13 protein-coding genes are annotated in these 15,577 nt (G+C 35.0%); 5 read left to right on the forward strand and 8 right to left on the reverse strand.

Going from position 1 to position 15,577, the window contains the following annotated elements; translation table 11 throughout:
• Positions 1-18: 18 nt before the first annotated feature.
• Both HGP29_RS07485 and HGP29_RS07490 read right to left on the reverse strand, forming a co-directional pair.
• Positions 19-972 (reverse strand): electron transfer flavoprotein subunit alpha/FixB family protein, encoded by a 954-nt coding sequence (locus HGP29_RS07485; RefSeq protein WP_168881748.1) that lies wholly within the window; start codon positions 970-972, stop codon positions 19-21.
• 43 nt (positions 973-1,015) lie between these two features.
• The gene (locus HGP29_RS07490) at positions 1,016-1,747 is read right to left on the reverse strand and encodes an electron transfer flavoprotein subunit beta/FixA family protein (protein ID WP_168881749.1); all 732 of its coding nucleotides are present in this window, start codon (positions 1,745-1,747) and stop codon (positions 1,016-1,018) included.
• Positions 1,748-1,993: 246 nt separating this feature from the next.
• On the opposite strand from HGP29_RS07490, the gene HGP29_RS07495 reads away from it, so the two are divergent.
• On the forward strand, positions 1,994-2,554 hold the full coding sequence (locus HGP29_RS07495) for a ferritin (RefSeq protein WP_168881750.1): 561 nt from the start codon (positions 1,994-1,996) through the stop codon (positions 2,552-2,554).
• A gap of 40 nt (positions 2,555-2,594) precedes the next feature.
• On the opposite strand, the gene pncA is transcribed toward HGP29_RS07495, so the two are convergent.
• Positions 2,595-3,227 (reverse strand): bifunctional nicotinamidase/pyrazinamidase, encoded by a 633-nt coding sequence (gene pncA, locus HGP29_RS07500; protein WP_168881751.1) that lies wholly within the window; start codon positions 3,225-3,227, stop codon positions 2,595-2,597.
• Between the two features lie 156 nt (positions 3,228-3,383).
• On the opposite strand from pncA, the gene HGP29_RS07505 reads away from it, so the two are divergent.
• Entirely contained in the window at positions 3,384-4,460 is a 1,077-nt protein-coding gene (locus HGP29_RS07505; RefSeq protein ID WP_168881752.1) for a M42 family metallopeptidase, read from the forward strand.
• A gap of 30 nt (positions 4,461-4,490) precedes the next feature.
• Here HGP29_RS07505 and HGP29_RS07510 read toward each other — a convergent pair whose 3' ends face one another.
• The 3 genes from HGP29_RS07510 to HGP29_RS07520 form a co-directional block, all read right to left on the reverse strand.
• The gene (locus tag HGP29_RS07510) at positions 4,491-5,174 is read right to left on the reverse strand and encodes a VOC family protein (protein WP_168881753.1); all 684 of its coding nucleotides are present in this window, start codon (positions 5,172-5,174) and stop codon (positions 4,491-4,493) included.
• A gap of 95 nt (positions 5,175-5,269) precedes the next feature.
• The gene (locus HGP29_RS07515; RefSeq protein ID WP_168881754.1) at positions 5,270-5,656 is read right to left on the reverse strand and encodes an Ig-like domain-containing protein; all 387 of its coding nucleotides are present in this window, start codon (positions 5,654-5,656) and stop codon (positions 5,270-5,272) included.
• 18 nt (positions 5,657-5,674) lie between these two features.
• A complete protein-coding gene (locus tag HGP29_RS07520) occupies positions 5,675-9,238 on the reverse strand; it encodes an LpqB family beta-propeller domain-containing protein (RefSeq protein WP_168881755.1) in 3,564 nt (1,187 codons plus the stop codon).
• A 321-nt stretch (positions 9,239-9,559) separates the two neighbouring features.
• On the opposite strand from HGP29_RS07520, the gene HGP29_RS07525 reads away from it, so the two are divergent.
• Positions 9,560-11,224, forward strand: coding sequence for a 2-oxo acid dehydrogenase subunit E2 (locus HGP29_RS07525; RefSeq protein WP_168881756.1), 1,665 nt, complete (start codon positions 9,560-9,562; stop codon positions 11,222-11,224).
• 223 nt (positions 11,225-11,447) lie between these two features.
• On the opposite strand, the gene HGP29_RS07530 is transcribed toward HGP29_RS07525, so the two are convergent.
• Both HGP29_RS07530 and HGP29_RS07535 read right to left on the reverse strand, forming a co-directional pair.
• A complete protein-coding gene (locus tag HGP29_RS07530; protein ID WP_168881757.1) occupies positions 11,448-12,548 on the reverse strand; it encodes a S41 family peptidase in 1,101 nt (366 codons plus the stop codon).
• A 4-nt stretch (positions 12,549-12,552) separates the two neighbouring features.
• Positions 12,553-13,428 (reverse strand): hypothetical protein, encoded by an 876-nt coding sequence (locus HGP29_RS07535; RefSeq protein ID WP_168881758.1) that lies wholly within the window; start codon positions 13,426-13,428, stop codon positions 12,553-12,555.
• A gap of 177 nt (positions 13,429-13,605) precedes the next feature.
• On the opposite strand from HGP29_RS07535, the gene HGP29_RS07540 reads away from it, so the two are divergent.
• Entirely contained in the window at positions 13,606-15,072 is a 1,467-nt protein-coding gene (locus HGP29_RS07540; RefSeq protein WP_168881759.1) for a hypothetical protein, read from the forward strand.
• A 5-nt stretch (positions 15,073-15,077) separates the two neighbouring features.
• Positions 15,078-15,575, forward strand: coding sequence for a hypothetical protein (locus HGP29_RS07545; protein ID WP_168881760.1), 498 nt, complete (start codon positions 15,078-15,080; stop codon positions 15,573-15,575).
• The last annotated feature ends 2 nt before the right edge of the window (positions 15,576-15,577 follow it).

Below are 15,577 nucleotides of genomic sequence, written 5' to 3' on the forward strand. Positions count from 1 at the left end.
CATCTATTTACAGAATAGTTAATTCTGATTATTTTTTATAGCCTCTATCAATTTAGGAACAACTTCAAAAGCATCCCCTACGACCCCATAATCAGCAGCTTTGAAGAAAGGAGCCTCAGGATCTTTATTAATCGCAACGATTACTTTAGAGGAGTTTACCCCTGCCAAATGCTGAATAGCACCTGAGATACCTACTGCAATATAAAGTTGCGGAGCTACCTTAATACCTGTTTGTCCAACATGCTCGTGATGTGGTCTCCAATCCATATCAGAAACTGGTTTAGAGCAAGCTGTAGCTGCTCCTAGTGTAGAAGCTAAATCTTCGATCATCTGCCAATTTTCAGGTCCTTTCATACCTCTACCAGCAGAAACTACACGATCAGCTTCTGGAAGTAAAATATCTCCATCTTGCTTATGTACAGATATTCTTTTCACACCAAAGTCGCTGTCTGCAAATGCAACTGATAATTCCTCAACTACAGCATCACTTCCTGTTTCTTCTAATGGAACAACATTTTTTGAAACCGTTAGTACTTTCTTACCTTCTGGAATAGATACGTTAGCAAACGCTTTACCTGTAAATACACCTCTTTTTACAACGAAACCATTTGAAGTGTCTGGTAAATCTTGAACGTTAGCAACAACAGAAGCTCCTACTTTTATTGCTACTCTAGCTGCAACTGCATCAACAAGAGATGATCTTGACATCACGACTAAATCTGCTCCAGATTGGTTTACTGCCTCTGCAATAAGTTTTGCTGTTGCAGAAATTACTCCATCATTTAAGCGTTCATCAGAGCAATGTAGCACTTTAGATGCTCCATATTTTCCCACTGAAGCCAATTCAGAAGCATCTATACTTCCCATTGCCACAGCAACAACATCTCCTACTTTTGAACCATATGTAACTGCTTCTAATGAAGATTTTTTAATCACTCCATTATCTGCTTCTATAAATACTAATACTGACATGTCTAATTTGATTTTATGTGTGTTTAAGTTTAGATAAGAAGGATTAAAGTACGCGTGCTTCGTTTTTCAATAAACCAACAAGCTCATCCATCTGTCCTGCATCTACCATTTTACAGTCACCTTTCTCTTCTGGTAACTCAAATGATTGGTATGTAGTGACACCTTCTACCGCTACTGGCTCAACAACTTGAAGTGGTTTCTTACGAGCCATCATGATTCCTCTCATATTTGGAATTTTCCACTCTGCAATAGGTTCTTGACAACCTGCAACAAAAGGCATAGCCACTTCAACTTCTTCATGACCACCTTCAATCTCTCTGTGCAGTTTTGCCGTTGATCCATCGATATCAAGACGCATTGTTGGTGCAATCGATGGCCAATCCATTAGTTCTCCTACTAAACCGTGTACTAATCCAGAGTTATAATCTGAAGATTCACGACCCATTAAGATCATATCATAATCTTGTGATTTTGCATACTCTACAATTTGTTTAGCAACAAATAATGAGTCTACAGGCTCAGCATTGATACGTACTGCATCATCTGCTCCAATTGCCAATGCTTTTCTGATAGATGGCTCTGTGTCTGCAAGTCCTACATTTAGAACCGTAACCGTACCACCTTCTTTTTCTTTGATTTCTACGGCACGAGCCAATGCGAAATCATCATAAGGTCCGATGATAAATTGAACTCCGTTTGTATCAAGTTTATTATCTGCAAACTTGATTTTAGTAGTTGTGTCAGGTACGTGACTAATGCAAACTAAAATTTTCATGTGTTATGTTGTTAATTGGTGATCACTTGCCTAATTTAAGTATAGAAACAAGTAATATTTAATCTTTCTGTTTTATTGGTTTAGCTAAAATAGTATGCAAGCATAATAAATTCCAAACTTTATTTAGATTAATATTAAAAAACTTCTAGAAAAGATATTTCTGAACATCAATAAAACAAAATCGGTCTAAAAACCTTTATTTTACAAGAGGTAAGATAAAAACACCCGATACTTAAAATTTATAACATGGGAAACGAAAGAAAACGTTTACAGACTTCGCTGAACTCTGAAGTCGAAAGAATGTTAAACCAACAAGTACAATTAGAAGATCAGTCATCACAGTATTACTTATCTTTTGCTTCATGGTGTGAGAGAGAAGGATATGTAAAAGCTGCGGAATTTTTATATGAACATGCTGAAGAAGAACGTCAGCATATGTTGAAATTCTTCAAATATATTAATGCTGTAGGTGGACATGCATTGGCTGCTGAAATCACAGCTGTTCCACATGAATTTGATTCATTACGTCAAGTTTTTGAATTGGTGTTAGAGCATGAAGTGAAAGTAACTAAAGCGATTAATGAAATCGTAGATTGCTGCTTCCAATCTAAAGACTTTAGTACATTCCAATTCTTACAGTGGTTTGTTGCAGAGCAAAGAGAAGAAGAAGAAACAGCTCGTACTATATTAGATGCCTTTGATTTAATTGGTGAAGATTCACCTCAAGGGTTATGGTTAATCGACCAAGAAATTGGTAGAATTGGTGCCGAAGGTGTTGATTCTGATATGGGAGACATTAACCAATAAATAAAAAAAAGCATTGAGATTACCTTCTCAATGCTTTTTTTTATTCTCCTTCAAAAACACTTTCTAATGCTGTGCTTTGAATTACTTTGATTCCGGATACCCTTAAATCAGTAAAGGCATTTTCCACATCGTTTTCTCTTAAGTTAACCCCTCTTGTAGCATCTTCGATCACATATGTCTTAAAATCAGAAGACTTAGCGTCTAAAGCGGTATACTTAACACAATAATCTGTTGCTAAACCTACAATAAACACTTCTTCAACGTTGTTGTCTTTTAAATATTGATTTAGACCTGTATCATGTCTTTTATCATTATCATAAAAACTACTATAACTATCTACTTCTTTATCTGTCCCTTTCTTAAATACCTTTTTAATTGAAGATTGATCTAAGGCATCGACAAATTCTGCTCCGTTAGATCCTTCTACACAGTGAACAGGCCATAGAATCTGAGGAAGTCCGTTTAAATCTACAATTTCTCCAATATCTCGATCTGAATGACTTATAGCAAAACTTTTATGGTCAGCAGGATGCCAATCCTGACTAGCTACTACGAGATCGAACTTTGGAATAATACTATTAATGACCGGAATGATCTGATCTCCCTCTGGAACTTCCAATGCTCCACCTGGTATAAAATCATTTTGGACATCAACAATCAATAACGCACGCATATCTTTATTTTAGTCTAATGTATTTCCACAGTTGCTCAATTTAATATATCATCAAAAAAATTCATAAAGATGATATAAGAATAAATTGATCTATGTAACTTAACGTAAAAGAATAAGTTCAAAGTTTTATTTTTTTAGATTTTTAATAGAATTAATATGGATCAACACAGTAAAGACTTTTTATATAAATACCTTAATAATCACTCACCAACAGGTTACGAAGCGGAAGGACAGAAAATCTGGTTGGATTATATCAAACCCTATGTAGACGATACTTTTGTAGATAACTATGGCACTGCAGTAGGTGTAGTCAACCCAGATGCTCCATATAAAGTGGTCATCGAAGCTCATGCTGATGAAATCTCTTGGTTCGTCAATTACATCTCTCCTGAAGGATATATTTATGTGATCAGAAATGGTGGCTCTGACCATCAGATCGCTCCTTCTAAAAGAGTGCTTTTACATGGTGAAAAAGGTATTGTAGAAGGTATCTTTGGCTGGCCTGCAATCCATACTCGTAAACCTGGTAAAGAAGCAAACCCTACTTTAGAAAATATCTTTATTGATGTTGGTGCAGAAAGCAAAGAAGAGGTTGAAGAACTTGGAATCCATGTTGGGACAGTAATTACTTATGAAGATCAATTACATGAACTCTTCAACGGTCGTTACTACTCTGGTAGAGCTTTAGATAACCGCATTGGTGGATTTATGATTGCTGAAGTGGCAAGAAGAATCAAAGAGGAAAAAGATTACACTCCTCCATTTGGTCTATATATCGTTAATGCTGTTCAGGAAGAAGTAGGCCTACGAGGTGCTGAGATGATTACTCAGACTATTAAGCCTAACGTTGCCATCGTTACAGACGTATGTCATGATTCCTCTGCACCAATGTATAATAAGCAACTGGAAGGTGATACTAAAGGAGGAAGAGGCCCTGTATTAACATTTGCTCCTGCAGTTCAAAACAATTTATTAAAGATGTTGATCAACACTGCCAATGAGAAAGAAATTCCTTTCCAAAGAGCTGCCTCATCTAGAGTAACTGGAACAGACACAGATGCTTTTGCTTACTCTAATGGAGGTGTACCATCAGCATTAATCTCATTACCTTTAAAGTATATGCATACTACTGTAGAAACTGCACATGCTGATGATATTGAGAATATAATTAAATTAATGCATGAGTTTATCAAGCAATTAGAAAATAACCACGACTTTAGATATATCAAATAGAGTCATTTTTGATAAGAAAAAAGTAGTAGCTTAAATGTTACTACTTTTTTTTATTTCAATTTCTCCTTCATTAAAAGACATAGCATACAAATCTGTCCCCTGCTTAAAGGTGATATTAAAACTTGATTGTTCTGGAGTTTTATTGGTAGGATACCAATCTTTTTTCTTTTCAGGATTGATCGATATAAATAAACCATTTTCATCTCCAATAGCACAAAAACGATCAAAACTACCATCAAATATTGGAAGAGCTACTTTTTCATTTAATTGCTTATACCCACTTTCAATATCTTTCAAGGGCATTCCTATCTCTGATATTTCTAATAATGCTTCTGATGAAAAATTGCTTTCGATCTGATTCTCCAAACGATGTCGACTAATAAATTCCACAATATTTTCATCCTTATCAAAGAAATATAAAGCTTCTGCATTCCATGCTCTAAAGTCAATAATTTTATCATCACCATCTTTTAATAAAACTACTCTTTCCTCTAACCATGTTACTGCTTCTAAAACTTTATTGGTTGGAATATTAATAGCAAAATGATAAGGAGTAGCTTTCTTATTCATTGAAAACCGTAATTCAGAGTGACCTATTTTCACAGTAAAGCTTTTAGAGTGTTCTTCAATTAATGGTAACTCAAGAATTTTGGTATAAAACTCTTTCTGAGCATTAATGTCTCTTGAAAACAATTCCAATCTCTTTATTTCCATAGTAAGTTCATTTAATAAAAAAGGATGTTTCTACATTAAGCAAAAACATCCTTTGTATGATAAATCAATGATAAAATCATCTAGTATATCGCATACTATTTAATTATTACATTGACCTTGTTCAATTTATTTTTCTGTAGCTTAGAAGACTTCAATCCATCTTCTGAAACCAAGTTTCCTTTTTTTGCGATGATATAATAAGTTTGCTCTTTTAAACCTTTAGTAAATTTCACTCTACCATTCTGGTTACTTTTACTTTTTCCTGGAATGCCATTCTCTTCATCCCAAGCATCATCTTCATTTGCATAAAGTGTTACTTCTGCTCCTTGTACAACATTTCCTTTAGCATCAAGAACGGTTACTTGAAGCATTGGATTTACTAGAAGCTTAGTCACTGTGTTGTTGTCTATCATCGAAAATGATGATCCTATCATTACTATTGCGAATAGTAAGAATAAGGTGATTTTGTTAGTTGTTTTCATTAAAATACTTTTTTTCGATTAGAAATCATGACCTAAAGATACATAATACTTTGGTTTTGATTGTCTAAATCCATCTTCGATTCCCCATGCAACATCCAATTTTAAATAGTAGCCCAATAATGTAGTTCGAGCACCTACACCGTGTCCCATTAAGAATGGATATCTGAAGTTTTTCACTGTTGCATCAAATGAACCGACAGGTCCTATCTCTTCAGTATTTAATGCATTATCTTCCTCAAATGGATTTACTCCTGTCCATGCTGATCCGATATCAAAGAAAACTGTAAACTGTAAATCTCTTAACAATTTAGATTTCACAGGCTTCTTTGTTAAAAACTTCATCACCGGCATTCTTAATTCTGCATTAGCTACCATATAGTTTTCTCCTTCCCATTTGTTCCAATTGAAACCTCTAACTGGCATTACAAATTGAGTAAACATTAAATCTGTCAGATCTGGAATATCATTTACATTTTCCACTGGTACGCCTCTTGGATCATTATCCATCTGGCCGAATGCCCAGTTATCCATACCACCCATTCTATATGTCTGAGGATTTTGCCCCCAGAATTTACCTGCCGAACCTCTTAATGCTAAGGTCATCGAGCGAAGTACTTTTTGGTAATGTCTTATATCAAAGGATATATTTTGGAAGCTTTCTGAAATACTAGAAAGACCCACATAATTTTCATAGCGTACCTTTGCTCTAGTACCGATCAACATGTTTTTTCCTCGTTCCAGACTATTATCAAATACATATTCCAAATTGAAACCTGTCCATGCTCTTTTAACATCTGGTGTACTTAAACCAGGGTTGATTGATGTATCTGTAAACCTTGTGAAGGCTAAGAAAGGTTGTACCTCAATTCTACTTCTGATACTTACTGGTAATGACACACCACCTTCGTAGTATGTTTTGCTGTATTTATGTAAAAGTTGTTCTACTTCTAGTGTATTTCTTTCAAACCTTAAACTAAAATCCAATCGTCTTTGTAAATACAAATATTCAGCAAAGAAGTTACCATTGTTTAAAGAGAATGTACCAAATAGACCTGCATTGATTTTATGGTTTTCCATTTGATCCGTCAACATCACTTCAAACTGAAGGCCTGAACCATACAATGGATCAAATCTCATATTTGTATTAAAACCATCAACAGAGAACCTTGTTTCATAATCTTTTGATTTGGAGAACATTGATTTAGAAGAAGATGCTTCTTCTTTCGCTTTTAACCTGTTATTGTATTTATCCCAAAAGGCATCTCGTTTGGTTTTACTGTAAGAGAAAAACTTATAATTATCTGTATTCGCTGTTTCTCCATTTTCGCTTTCGGAATAAGTAGGTTTCTGAGGTAATAAGCCAGAATCTGGTGCTCCTGAATTACTTTTTGCCTCCACACTTGCAAAAGTAAAGTTATCAATGTCGATTTCTTCATCCATTGGATCTTTATTGTCGTCAAGTTTAGCCAACTCTTCTTCTTGAATAATTGATGGATCTACTTTTTCTTCTACTTGAATTACAGTTGTATCTTGAGCAGCTGACGCCTCAGAATCATCCCACATGATATCAGAACCATCAACCTCTTGAACACTATCACTCATAGATAATAAACGCTCTTGCTCTTCATCCAATTTGGCTTGATAGATAGAATCTTGAATTCTCTTCAGTTCTTTTTGCTTTTGTTGCTCTCTAAATAGAGCCATTCTTGCCTCTTCTTCTTTTCTACGTTTTTCTTGAAGTTCTTTCTTACGTTTGATTTCCCTTAGTTCCCTAAGGTCCATGATTTGTTGCCTTTTTGTTTTTGGCGTAAAAACGTTTTTGGTTGCATTGACCCTTCCTGTATATATATGTTCCTTTTCATCACTGTAAGCAACATATGCTACTTGATTCTTATAGGTAGTAAAATCTTTAATTGAATATTTAAAGTTAGATACTTGTCTTGTCAAAGAATCTGCAAGATCATACACAAAGAAATTCGTAATACCTTTTCTATCACTTAAAAATAGTATGGTAGAATCATTCAACATTCTTGGCTTAAAATCCTGACCAAGATTATTAGTTAATCTTTTAAGTTCTGCAGGCTTACTTTTACTGTATTGGAAAAGGTTGAAAGTAGCAGTAATATCCTCAATGTCTCCTTTTCTAGTTTTAGTAGAATCTACTGTTCTGTTAGAACTAAAGATGATATCAGTACTATTGTTCATATATGACGGACTCAAATCATCGAAATAGTCTTTTGTGATTTGTCTTGTACGCCTTCTTGCAATGTTATGCTCATAGATATCTGTTTGTCCTCTTCGTTCTGCACTCATCACGATCCTTTTTCCGTCAGGAGACACCGCTATATCATTGATATGATCAAATTTGAATTCAATCTTACGCTTTAAGTACCTAAAAAACGTATTAAAACCACCTCTGGATAAGTTATAAATCCACATATGATTCTGTCCTTTACTCTGAGAGAACACCACTAATTCATCTTGGCTAATCCAATCAACTAATGGCACATCATAATCAATTTGTTGATTGACTACTTTATAACCACTCTTAAATACTGTTTGTACTTTTTTCTTTTCTAGGTTATAAATATTGATTTTATATTTCCCTTTCTCATTTTCAGTATACGCCAATCGGGTACCGTCAGGACTTACATTAATTTTATTGTAAACTCTAGATTTTCTATTTTTCTTGATGGCCTCTTTTCTATCAATCTCTTTATAGCTTGCATTTAATGTTTCTTGCTCATTTAGATAAAAATCTTTCCAACCTTGGATAAACTCTTCATAAGAAATTCCTAAAGTATTTTGGATCGCCACCTTTTCATCTCTAACAATCCTTGTAAGATTAAGAATACTGGCCATATTGCTTCTGCCATATTTTTCTACAAGGTAATTCCATATCGACTGACCAACAATCTTTGCATTCTCTCCTTCTATATATCTGATATTGGGAAATTTTTTAGGGTGTCTAGAAAAGAAATCTCTTACTTTATCGTCCATTTCTCTAGACCAGCCTCTTGCTATATAATCTGAAGCACCTACAACAAACCAATTGGGAAGATTCATTAAGTAAGATGATTTGATCATATCTTTTAATGACCCACCATACATCATTTCAAAAATCAATGCATCAGAAATTGCTCTTTTTACGTCCTCTTCATAAAGATGTTTTGAACCACTAAATGCTACTTCTACCTCAGAACGAATAAAACTGGTCTGTCCAGTGATTTTATAACCTTGCTGAAATAGGCCAATATTACTTTGTCTTAAATCCTGAACAGAATTATACACAAGTACTTTGGTTTTATAGAAAGGAGCGTACCCAATAGTCTCTGTAATACTTTGGTATTCACGCTCAGCAATCTCCCCTGCCATTTTTGCAATGGTGATTCCATAACCATAATAGTACAATTCGAAATGTTCGGTTTCAATATAGCTCCAATCGAAGACTTCATACTGAACACGGTTCTTTCCAAATTTGTCTAAATGAAAGAAATGTTGTGCCTGAGCTTCTATAAACGTAAAGAAGAACAGAATAGAGAGTAATAATTTGTATTGTTGGTGCATATTATTAAGCCTCATCTAAAGAGGATGTCAGATTAAATAGCTAATCAAAAAAGTACAATAGTTCTGTACTTGACGATCACAAGAGTTAATAAGTCATAGTCTATAAGGTGATCAATAAAAATTTACAAAAAAATTTCATTGAAGCCTATTTCAAATTAATAAAAAAAACGATGCTAAGGTATAGTTTTTTTAAAAAGTTCGCACAGAAACAGATTAACATCATTATTTATTGGAGACTAAATCCATTTTAATTACTTATTATTAAATTATTCTGTTTATTTTTGGCACGAAAACGAAAAATGTAGAGACAAATAAAAAAGAAGTCTTAATAAGATTATGGCAGAAGTAATCAGAATGCCTAAGATGTCCGACACTATGACAGAAGGTGTCATCGCATCTTGGTTAGTTAAAGTAGGCGACCAGATCTCATCTGGTGACGTCATTGCTGAAGTTGAAACAGACAAAGCAACAATGGAATTAGAAAACTACGAGGATGGTACTTTATTGTACATCGCCGTAGAAGAAAAACAAGCTGTTCCAATTGACGGAATTATTGCAATTGTTGGAGAAGAGGGAGAAGATTATCAATCTCTTCTTGATGGAAATAATGCTGCTGCACCTGCAGAAGCGGCTCCAGCTGCTGAAGCTGAGGCCCCTGCTGCTGCTCCAGCACCTGCTGCAGAAGCAATCGATGTTTCAGGTATCAATGCAACTGTAGTAAAAATGCCAAAAATGTCAGATACAATGACTGATGGTACTATCTCACAATGGTTAATGAAAGTTGGTGACGAAGTTAATGCAGGTGACATCCTTGCTGAAGTTCAAACGGACAAAGCAACAATGGAACTTGAATCATATGACGAAGGTACTCTTCTTTATGTTGCTGTTGAGGATGGAGGTTCTGTTCCTGTAGACGGTGTAATTGCTATCATCGGTGAATCAGGTGCTGACTTCGAAACTTTATTAAAAGCTGAGGCTCAAAAATCTGAAGCACCAGCTGCGGCTCCTGCTCCAGCTGCTGAAGCTCCAAAAGCTGCGGCTCCTGCTCCTAAAGCAGCTGCACCAGCTCCAAAGGCAGCTCCTGCTGCTCCAGCTGTAGCTCAATCTAGAGATGCGGCTCCTGCTCCTGAACATGACGGTAAGCGTGTATTTGCTTCGCCTTTAGCTAAGAAAATGGCTGAAGACAAAGGATTTAACATCGCTATGATTCCAGGCTCTGGTGAGCATGGTAGAGTAATTAAGAGAGACGTTGAAGCTTATGTTCCAGCTCCTACGCAAACTGCTGCCGCTGCTCCAGTTGCTGCTGCTCCTGCAGGTGTTGAAAGCTTCGATGATCAACCAATGAACAACATGCGTAAGGCTATCACTAGAAACCTTAACGCATCTCAATTTGGTGCTCCTCACTTCTACTTAACGATGGATATCGACATGGAGAATGCTATGAAAGCAAGAAAATCTATGAACGAACTTCCTGACGTTAAAATTTCATTCAACGATATCGTTGTTAAGGCTGTTGCAGCTTCATTAAAGCAACATCCTATGGTGAACTCAACTGTAGAAGGTGATGTAATCAGAGTAGCAAACCATGTAAACGTTGGTGTTGCAGTTGCAATTCCTGACGGTTTGGTTGTTCCTGTAATCAAGCACACTGATATGATGTCATTATCACAAATTTCTTCAGCAGTGAAGGATATGGCTGGTAAAGCAAAAAACAAGAAGCTTGGTTTAGATGAAATGCAAGGTGCTACATTCACTATCTCTAACTTGGGTATGTTTGGTATCGAGCAGTTCACATCAATCATCAATGCTCCTGCATCATGTATCTTAGCTGTTGGTGGTATCAAACAAGTGCCAGTAGTGAAGAATGGTGAACTTGTTCCAGGTAATGTAATGAAGATTACTTTAACTTGTGACCATAGATCAGTTGATGGTGCTATCGGTGCTGCGTTCTTACATACATTAAAAGGATTACTTGAAGATCCTGTAAGAATCTTGGTATAAGAAAATTAGTCTTTAGACTTCTACATATAAACCGATTCCTGAAAAGGGATCGGTTTTTTTTATGGACAAAGAAAAAACGCAACGTATTTTCATACGTTGCGCCTCTTATTAGAAATGGATTATCGTTCTGTCCGTTAGACGGTAAGAATTTATAGTATTATTCGCATTTATAGTAACGTGTATTACAAAGAAAAAGTTACGAAAAAAATGATAAAAATTACATTTACCACTGCCCTTCGAAAATCTCTAGAATTGCCGCTTCTACCAAAGTATCCTTACCTTTTTCATTATCAGAAGGTTGCTGCGTAACATAAATATCTGGAGGAACTCCCAATTCAAAATCTAAATCTCCATCTACTGAACGGGTTTGTGTCACAGACATTCGGTAATACCATCCGTTTGGTAACTGTCCTCCTCTTGGAGCTCCCAAACCACCTCCAGTAGGAACTCCAATGATTTTCACTGGTCTTAATTTCTTTACAGCTTGTAATGCAGTCGCAAAGTACGATGTTGCACTGTAACACCCACGATCAGTCAATACCACAATTTTACCAGGGTAATACAAGCCTTCAGGATCAATATCAGCAGGAATCCAATCATCAAAATCATTAGGTCCTGGACCCACCTTATTTCTACTATAGTATAAAGTAGTATTACCGGCATCTTTAGGAATAAACCTGCTACATAATTTAAAAATATTCAAAGGAGATCCTCCTCCATTACTTCTCACATCAAATATCATCCCTTCTGTAACAGAACCATACCTTGAGATAACGTAGTCTATATCATAACTAGAAATCATAGAAGAAAAACTACTATATCTCACATATGCTATACCTTTATTTTCACCATTTATCTCTTTAACTAAGATTTTCTTTTCATTATCTGCTGTATCAATAACGTGGATAAGATCATTAGTCAAAGGGCCTGTCTGATAGTATTGATCACTTAAATAATTGGCTCTGATTGTTCTTGTATCATAATTAGAATCAGGAACAGCTAATTCAGGATACCTTGATACACTGAATGGAGAATATAAATTAACATGACCATCCTCCAGTGTTTTCATCATGTTAAACATTTCATGGAAAAATTCTTCTGCATACATATCGTCAGAAACTCTACGATTATAAACTGTATACACACTATCCCAGTCAATGTTCTTTAAATCAAAATATGAATATTGGTCTTTTGTCTTTTGCCATAAATACTCAAAAGATGCTCTATGACCCGAGGATGGATCTTTTTCAATAAATAAACTCTCACAGCTACTTGTAATAAGGAGAGCAAATAATGAAATACTTAATATTTTAAACTTTTTCATGTTTCTATTTCTTTCCTGTTACATTAAACATAAATGCTAATCCGAGTCTATGATAAGCTCCTTGAGTTTTACCACTACTGCCTTCATTAACCGCCCAATATTTCCACTCATACTGTAAACGGAAGGCATTTTTATTATGTAAATGATAATAGAAGTCTAATCGGGAATCAAACTGCACTAGTTCACCAATAAAAGCGAATTCATGTTTTCCTCCTCCAGAGATAAAATTAGCTCCTGTAGTAAAATCACTAATCGTATTATAACTAGGCCGCATATAAGTACCAAATAGCGGAAGCGATATTGTCCATTGAAATGTCATATCTCTATCACGCTTCCTAAAGAACTTTCCATTCTGTTTCAAAGAAACATCCCATCCTAACTGACCTGATATACCATAGCCACTTACATATTCAAAATTTAAAGCTGAGTTAGTATATGAGAAATTCCCTCTGTAATTACCAGAGAAGTCTATTGCTCCACCAACTTTTAAAAATGCATTATTTGTATTCTTAAATACCGGGTTCACTTTCCATAATGCATGAATATGAACAGGAACATAATAAAATATGTTACCACCTGTATCTGTGGTTCCTGAAAGGTCTGTGAACATACGTCCCAAATCAAAACCTCCATCCATTAAAAATTCAAAATCATCTGAAGTCGCCAAATACCCGGTCGTACCTCCTATACCAAAACCTTTGTAGGTTAATGGTGAAAAAGCTTGATCCTTTGAAGTAGTGCTAGGATTTGTATTTACCCCTAGAAGAATATAATGTGTCTTTTTAGGTCTAGTAGTACTCTCTTCTTGAGCGAATAGATTTGAGTAACAGGTCAAAAAGAGTAGTAATATTATAGGCCAAAAGCCTGATAATTTATTCATCAGTGTATTGATAATAGTTTGAATAAAATAAATCACTGGAAAAGTTCAGCTGATTTTTTCTATTGTAATTGAGAGAATATATATTTAAAATAACGAACGTTTTGATAAATGAAAAGAATGTTCTGATCTCTTTTAATAATTTTCTTGAAAGACTTTTACTTAACAGCTCTCTATCTAATGCCTAAAAAACAAATCTTATTCATCTTACTATTATCAATAGCATTCACATCAAAATCACAAACAGGACGTTATTGGTCCAATAGCTTTAATACTGATGCAAGTCTTTTGTCGGGGGCTGTTGTTGGTGGCGGTAGTGGTATTGCAGCCATTTTTTATAATCCTGCTCAAATCGCAGATATTGATTATCAGAAGTTCTCTATTTCAGCCAATATCTTCAGTATGTACATTTTCCGATATGAAAACGGACTGGGAGGAGGCAATCATTATGGGGATTGGAATTTTCAGGTACAACCAAGATTTGTAGCTTTCTTATTACGTCCTAAAAACTGGACAAACACTAGTATTGAGTTAGCAAGTTTTACCAGAGACAATGTAAATACTGAACTACGAAGCAGAACAAACAAACAATTAGATTTTATAGATATTACCCCAGGGCCTGAAGAATATTTGGGAGATTATTATTATCGAATGGATTACGAAGATTATTGGTTAAGTATTGGTATTGCAAAAAAGTTTTCCAATAATTTCAGCATTGGACTAAGTGGTTATCACTCTTATATCTCCATTAAATATGATTATATCATCGAAGCCAATGCCTACAATTTAGATAACCAAAATACTGATGAATTTTATGTAGCTCAATTCAAAAACTCACAAAGTATCACAGGATATACCTCTAGGCTCTTGTTTAAACTGGGTTTGAAGTATGAATGGAACAAATGGAACTTTGGTCTAGCGATACAGTCTCCTTCTATTAAATACGCCGGTGAGTCTAACGTTTACAGAGAAGTTTCACTACAGAATGTCCACAACCAAAACAATGAACTGATTCCAAATATGTTAGTCAGTGAATATCAAGAAGATTTAGTCACTAACTTTAAAGATCCATTCAGTATCTCATTTGGAGCTACTTTCTCACATAAAACTTCGTCTTATTATTTCACTGGAGAATATTTCGGAAAATTAGATAGCTACTTAAATATCAAAGATATGGCTCCTGGTCCATTCGTTTCTAACAATCAGTTAAGTATTAGGACTGACAACTGGCTGGATTATTATGCTCAAAACAATCAGGTCACCAACTTTGCTTTTGGGTACAGGAATATTCTAACAGATAAAATAGAGCTTATGGCTGGTTTTCGAACCGATTTTTCTTACGACAAATATGATGGCGGGTATGATAATCAATACCCCTCGAAAATTACAACATTCTCTGTTGACCAATATCACACTACAATTGGTGGACAGTTTACAATTCTAAAAACTGATATCATCACAGGGATTCAATGGTCATTTGCCCAAGGTAAAAACCTAAGACAGGTTGCTAATTTTAGTGAACCTGTTGAATTTTCTCCTTCCGATCGAATAGTTTTGCAAGGTCATAGAAATAATAGCATGAATATGAGAGAAAATACACTCAGCTTGTTTCTTGGATTTACTTATAATATTGGTCAGGAGAAATAAACAGCATGAATATCTGGGAAAGGTTTATTCGTTTCTTCAAAAAAGAAGATGTAAATTATTGGGACGGAAAATTTGATGAAAATAATGTTCGACATCGTTTTGAAGAACTTCAAACCTCTTATAATTTACTACACGACGAAAAAGAACTTCGAGAACGAAACAGTAAACCTACAAACATCATTGGAAACTATGCTGTTTTTGGGCATAATCCTTGGGATAGTACAAGTGAGTATACGGGCAATGTTTCTATTCAGGAATTGGATAAAAATAAGTTTCACATTGATTGGACAGTAGGTTTTAGTGACTATTATCAAAAAGGTACTGGCCAATGGATTAAAAATTTCTTTGTTGTGAATTTTGACTACAAAGACAACCAACAGACTTACAAAGGAGTAGTGATCTACAAAAGTATTGATGATGAAACTTTAGAAGGTTTTTGGATTGAAGAAGGTATATTTGAAGTCGGATTTGAACGCTTAACCTTGAAAAATAGATTGATTTAATC

The sequence above is a fragment of the Flammeovirga agarivorans genome (genome assembly GCF_012641475.1).
In the GTDB taxonomy this organism is placed as follows: domain Bacteria; phylum Bacteroidota; class Bacteroidia; order Cytophagales; family Flammeovirgaceae; genus Flammeovirga; species Flammeovirga agarivorans.

Excerpts from the sequence above, each read along its gene's own strand:
- HGP29_RS07535 (WP_168881758.1), bottom strand. The coding sequence starts at position 13,428 with ATGAATAAATTATCAGGCTTTTGGCCTATAATATTACTACTCTTTTTG.
- HGP29_RS07505 (WP_168881752.1), top strand. The coding sequence starts at position 3,384 with ATGGATCAACACAGTAAAGACTTTTTATATAAATACCTTAATAATCAC.
- HGP29_RS07520 (WP_168881755.1), bottom strand. The coding sequence starts at position 9,238 with ATGAGGCTTAATAATATGCACCAACAATACAAATTATTACTCTCTATT.
- HGP29_RS07490 (WP_168881749.1), bottom strand. The coding sequence starts at position 1,747 with ATGAAAATTTTAGTTTGCATTAGTCACGTACCTGACACAACTACTAAA.
- pncA (WP_168881751.1), bottom strand. The coding sequence starts at position 3,227 with ATGCGTGCGTTATTGATTGTTGATGTCCAAAATGATTTTATACCAGGT.
- HGP29_RS07495 (WP_168881750.1), top strand. The coding sequence starts at position 1,994 with ATGGGAAACGAAAGAAAACGTTTACAGACTTCGCTGAACTCTGAAGTC.
- HGP29_RS07525 (WP_168881756.1), top strand. The coding sequence starts at position 9,560 with ATGGCAGAAGTAATCAGAATGCCTAAGATGTCCGACACTATGACAGAA.
- HGP29_RS07545 (WP_168881760.1), top strand. The coding sequence starts at position 15,078 with ATGAATATCTGGGAAAGGTTTATTCGTTTCTTCAAAAAAGAAGATGTA.
- HGP29_RS07485 (WP_168881748.1), bottom strand. The coding sequence starts at position 972 with ATGTCAGTATTAGTATTTATAGAAGCAGATAATGGAGTGATTAAAAAA.
- HGP29_RS07510 (WP_168881753.1), bottom strand. The coding sequence starts at position 5,174 with ATGGAAATAAAGAGATTGGAATTGTTTTCAAGAGACATTAATGCTCAG.
- HGP29_RS07530 (WP_168881757.1), bottom strand. The coding sequence starts at position 12,548 with ATGAAAAAGTTTAAAATATTAAGTATTTCATTATTTGCTCTCCTTATT.
- HGP29_RS07515 (WP_168881754.1), bottom strand. The coding sequence starts at position 5,656 with ATGAAAACAACTAACAAAATCACCTTATTCTTACTATTCGCAATAGTA.
- HGP29_RS07540 (WP_168881759.1), top strand. The coding sequence starts at position 13,606 with ATGCCTAAAAAACAAATCTTATTCATCTTACTATTATCAATAGCATTC.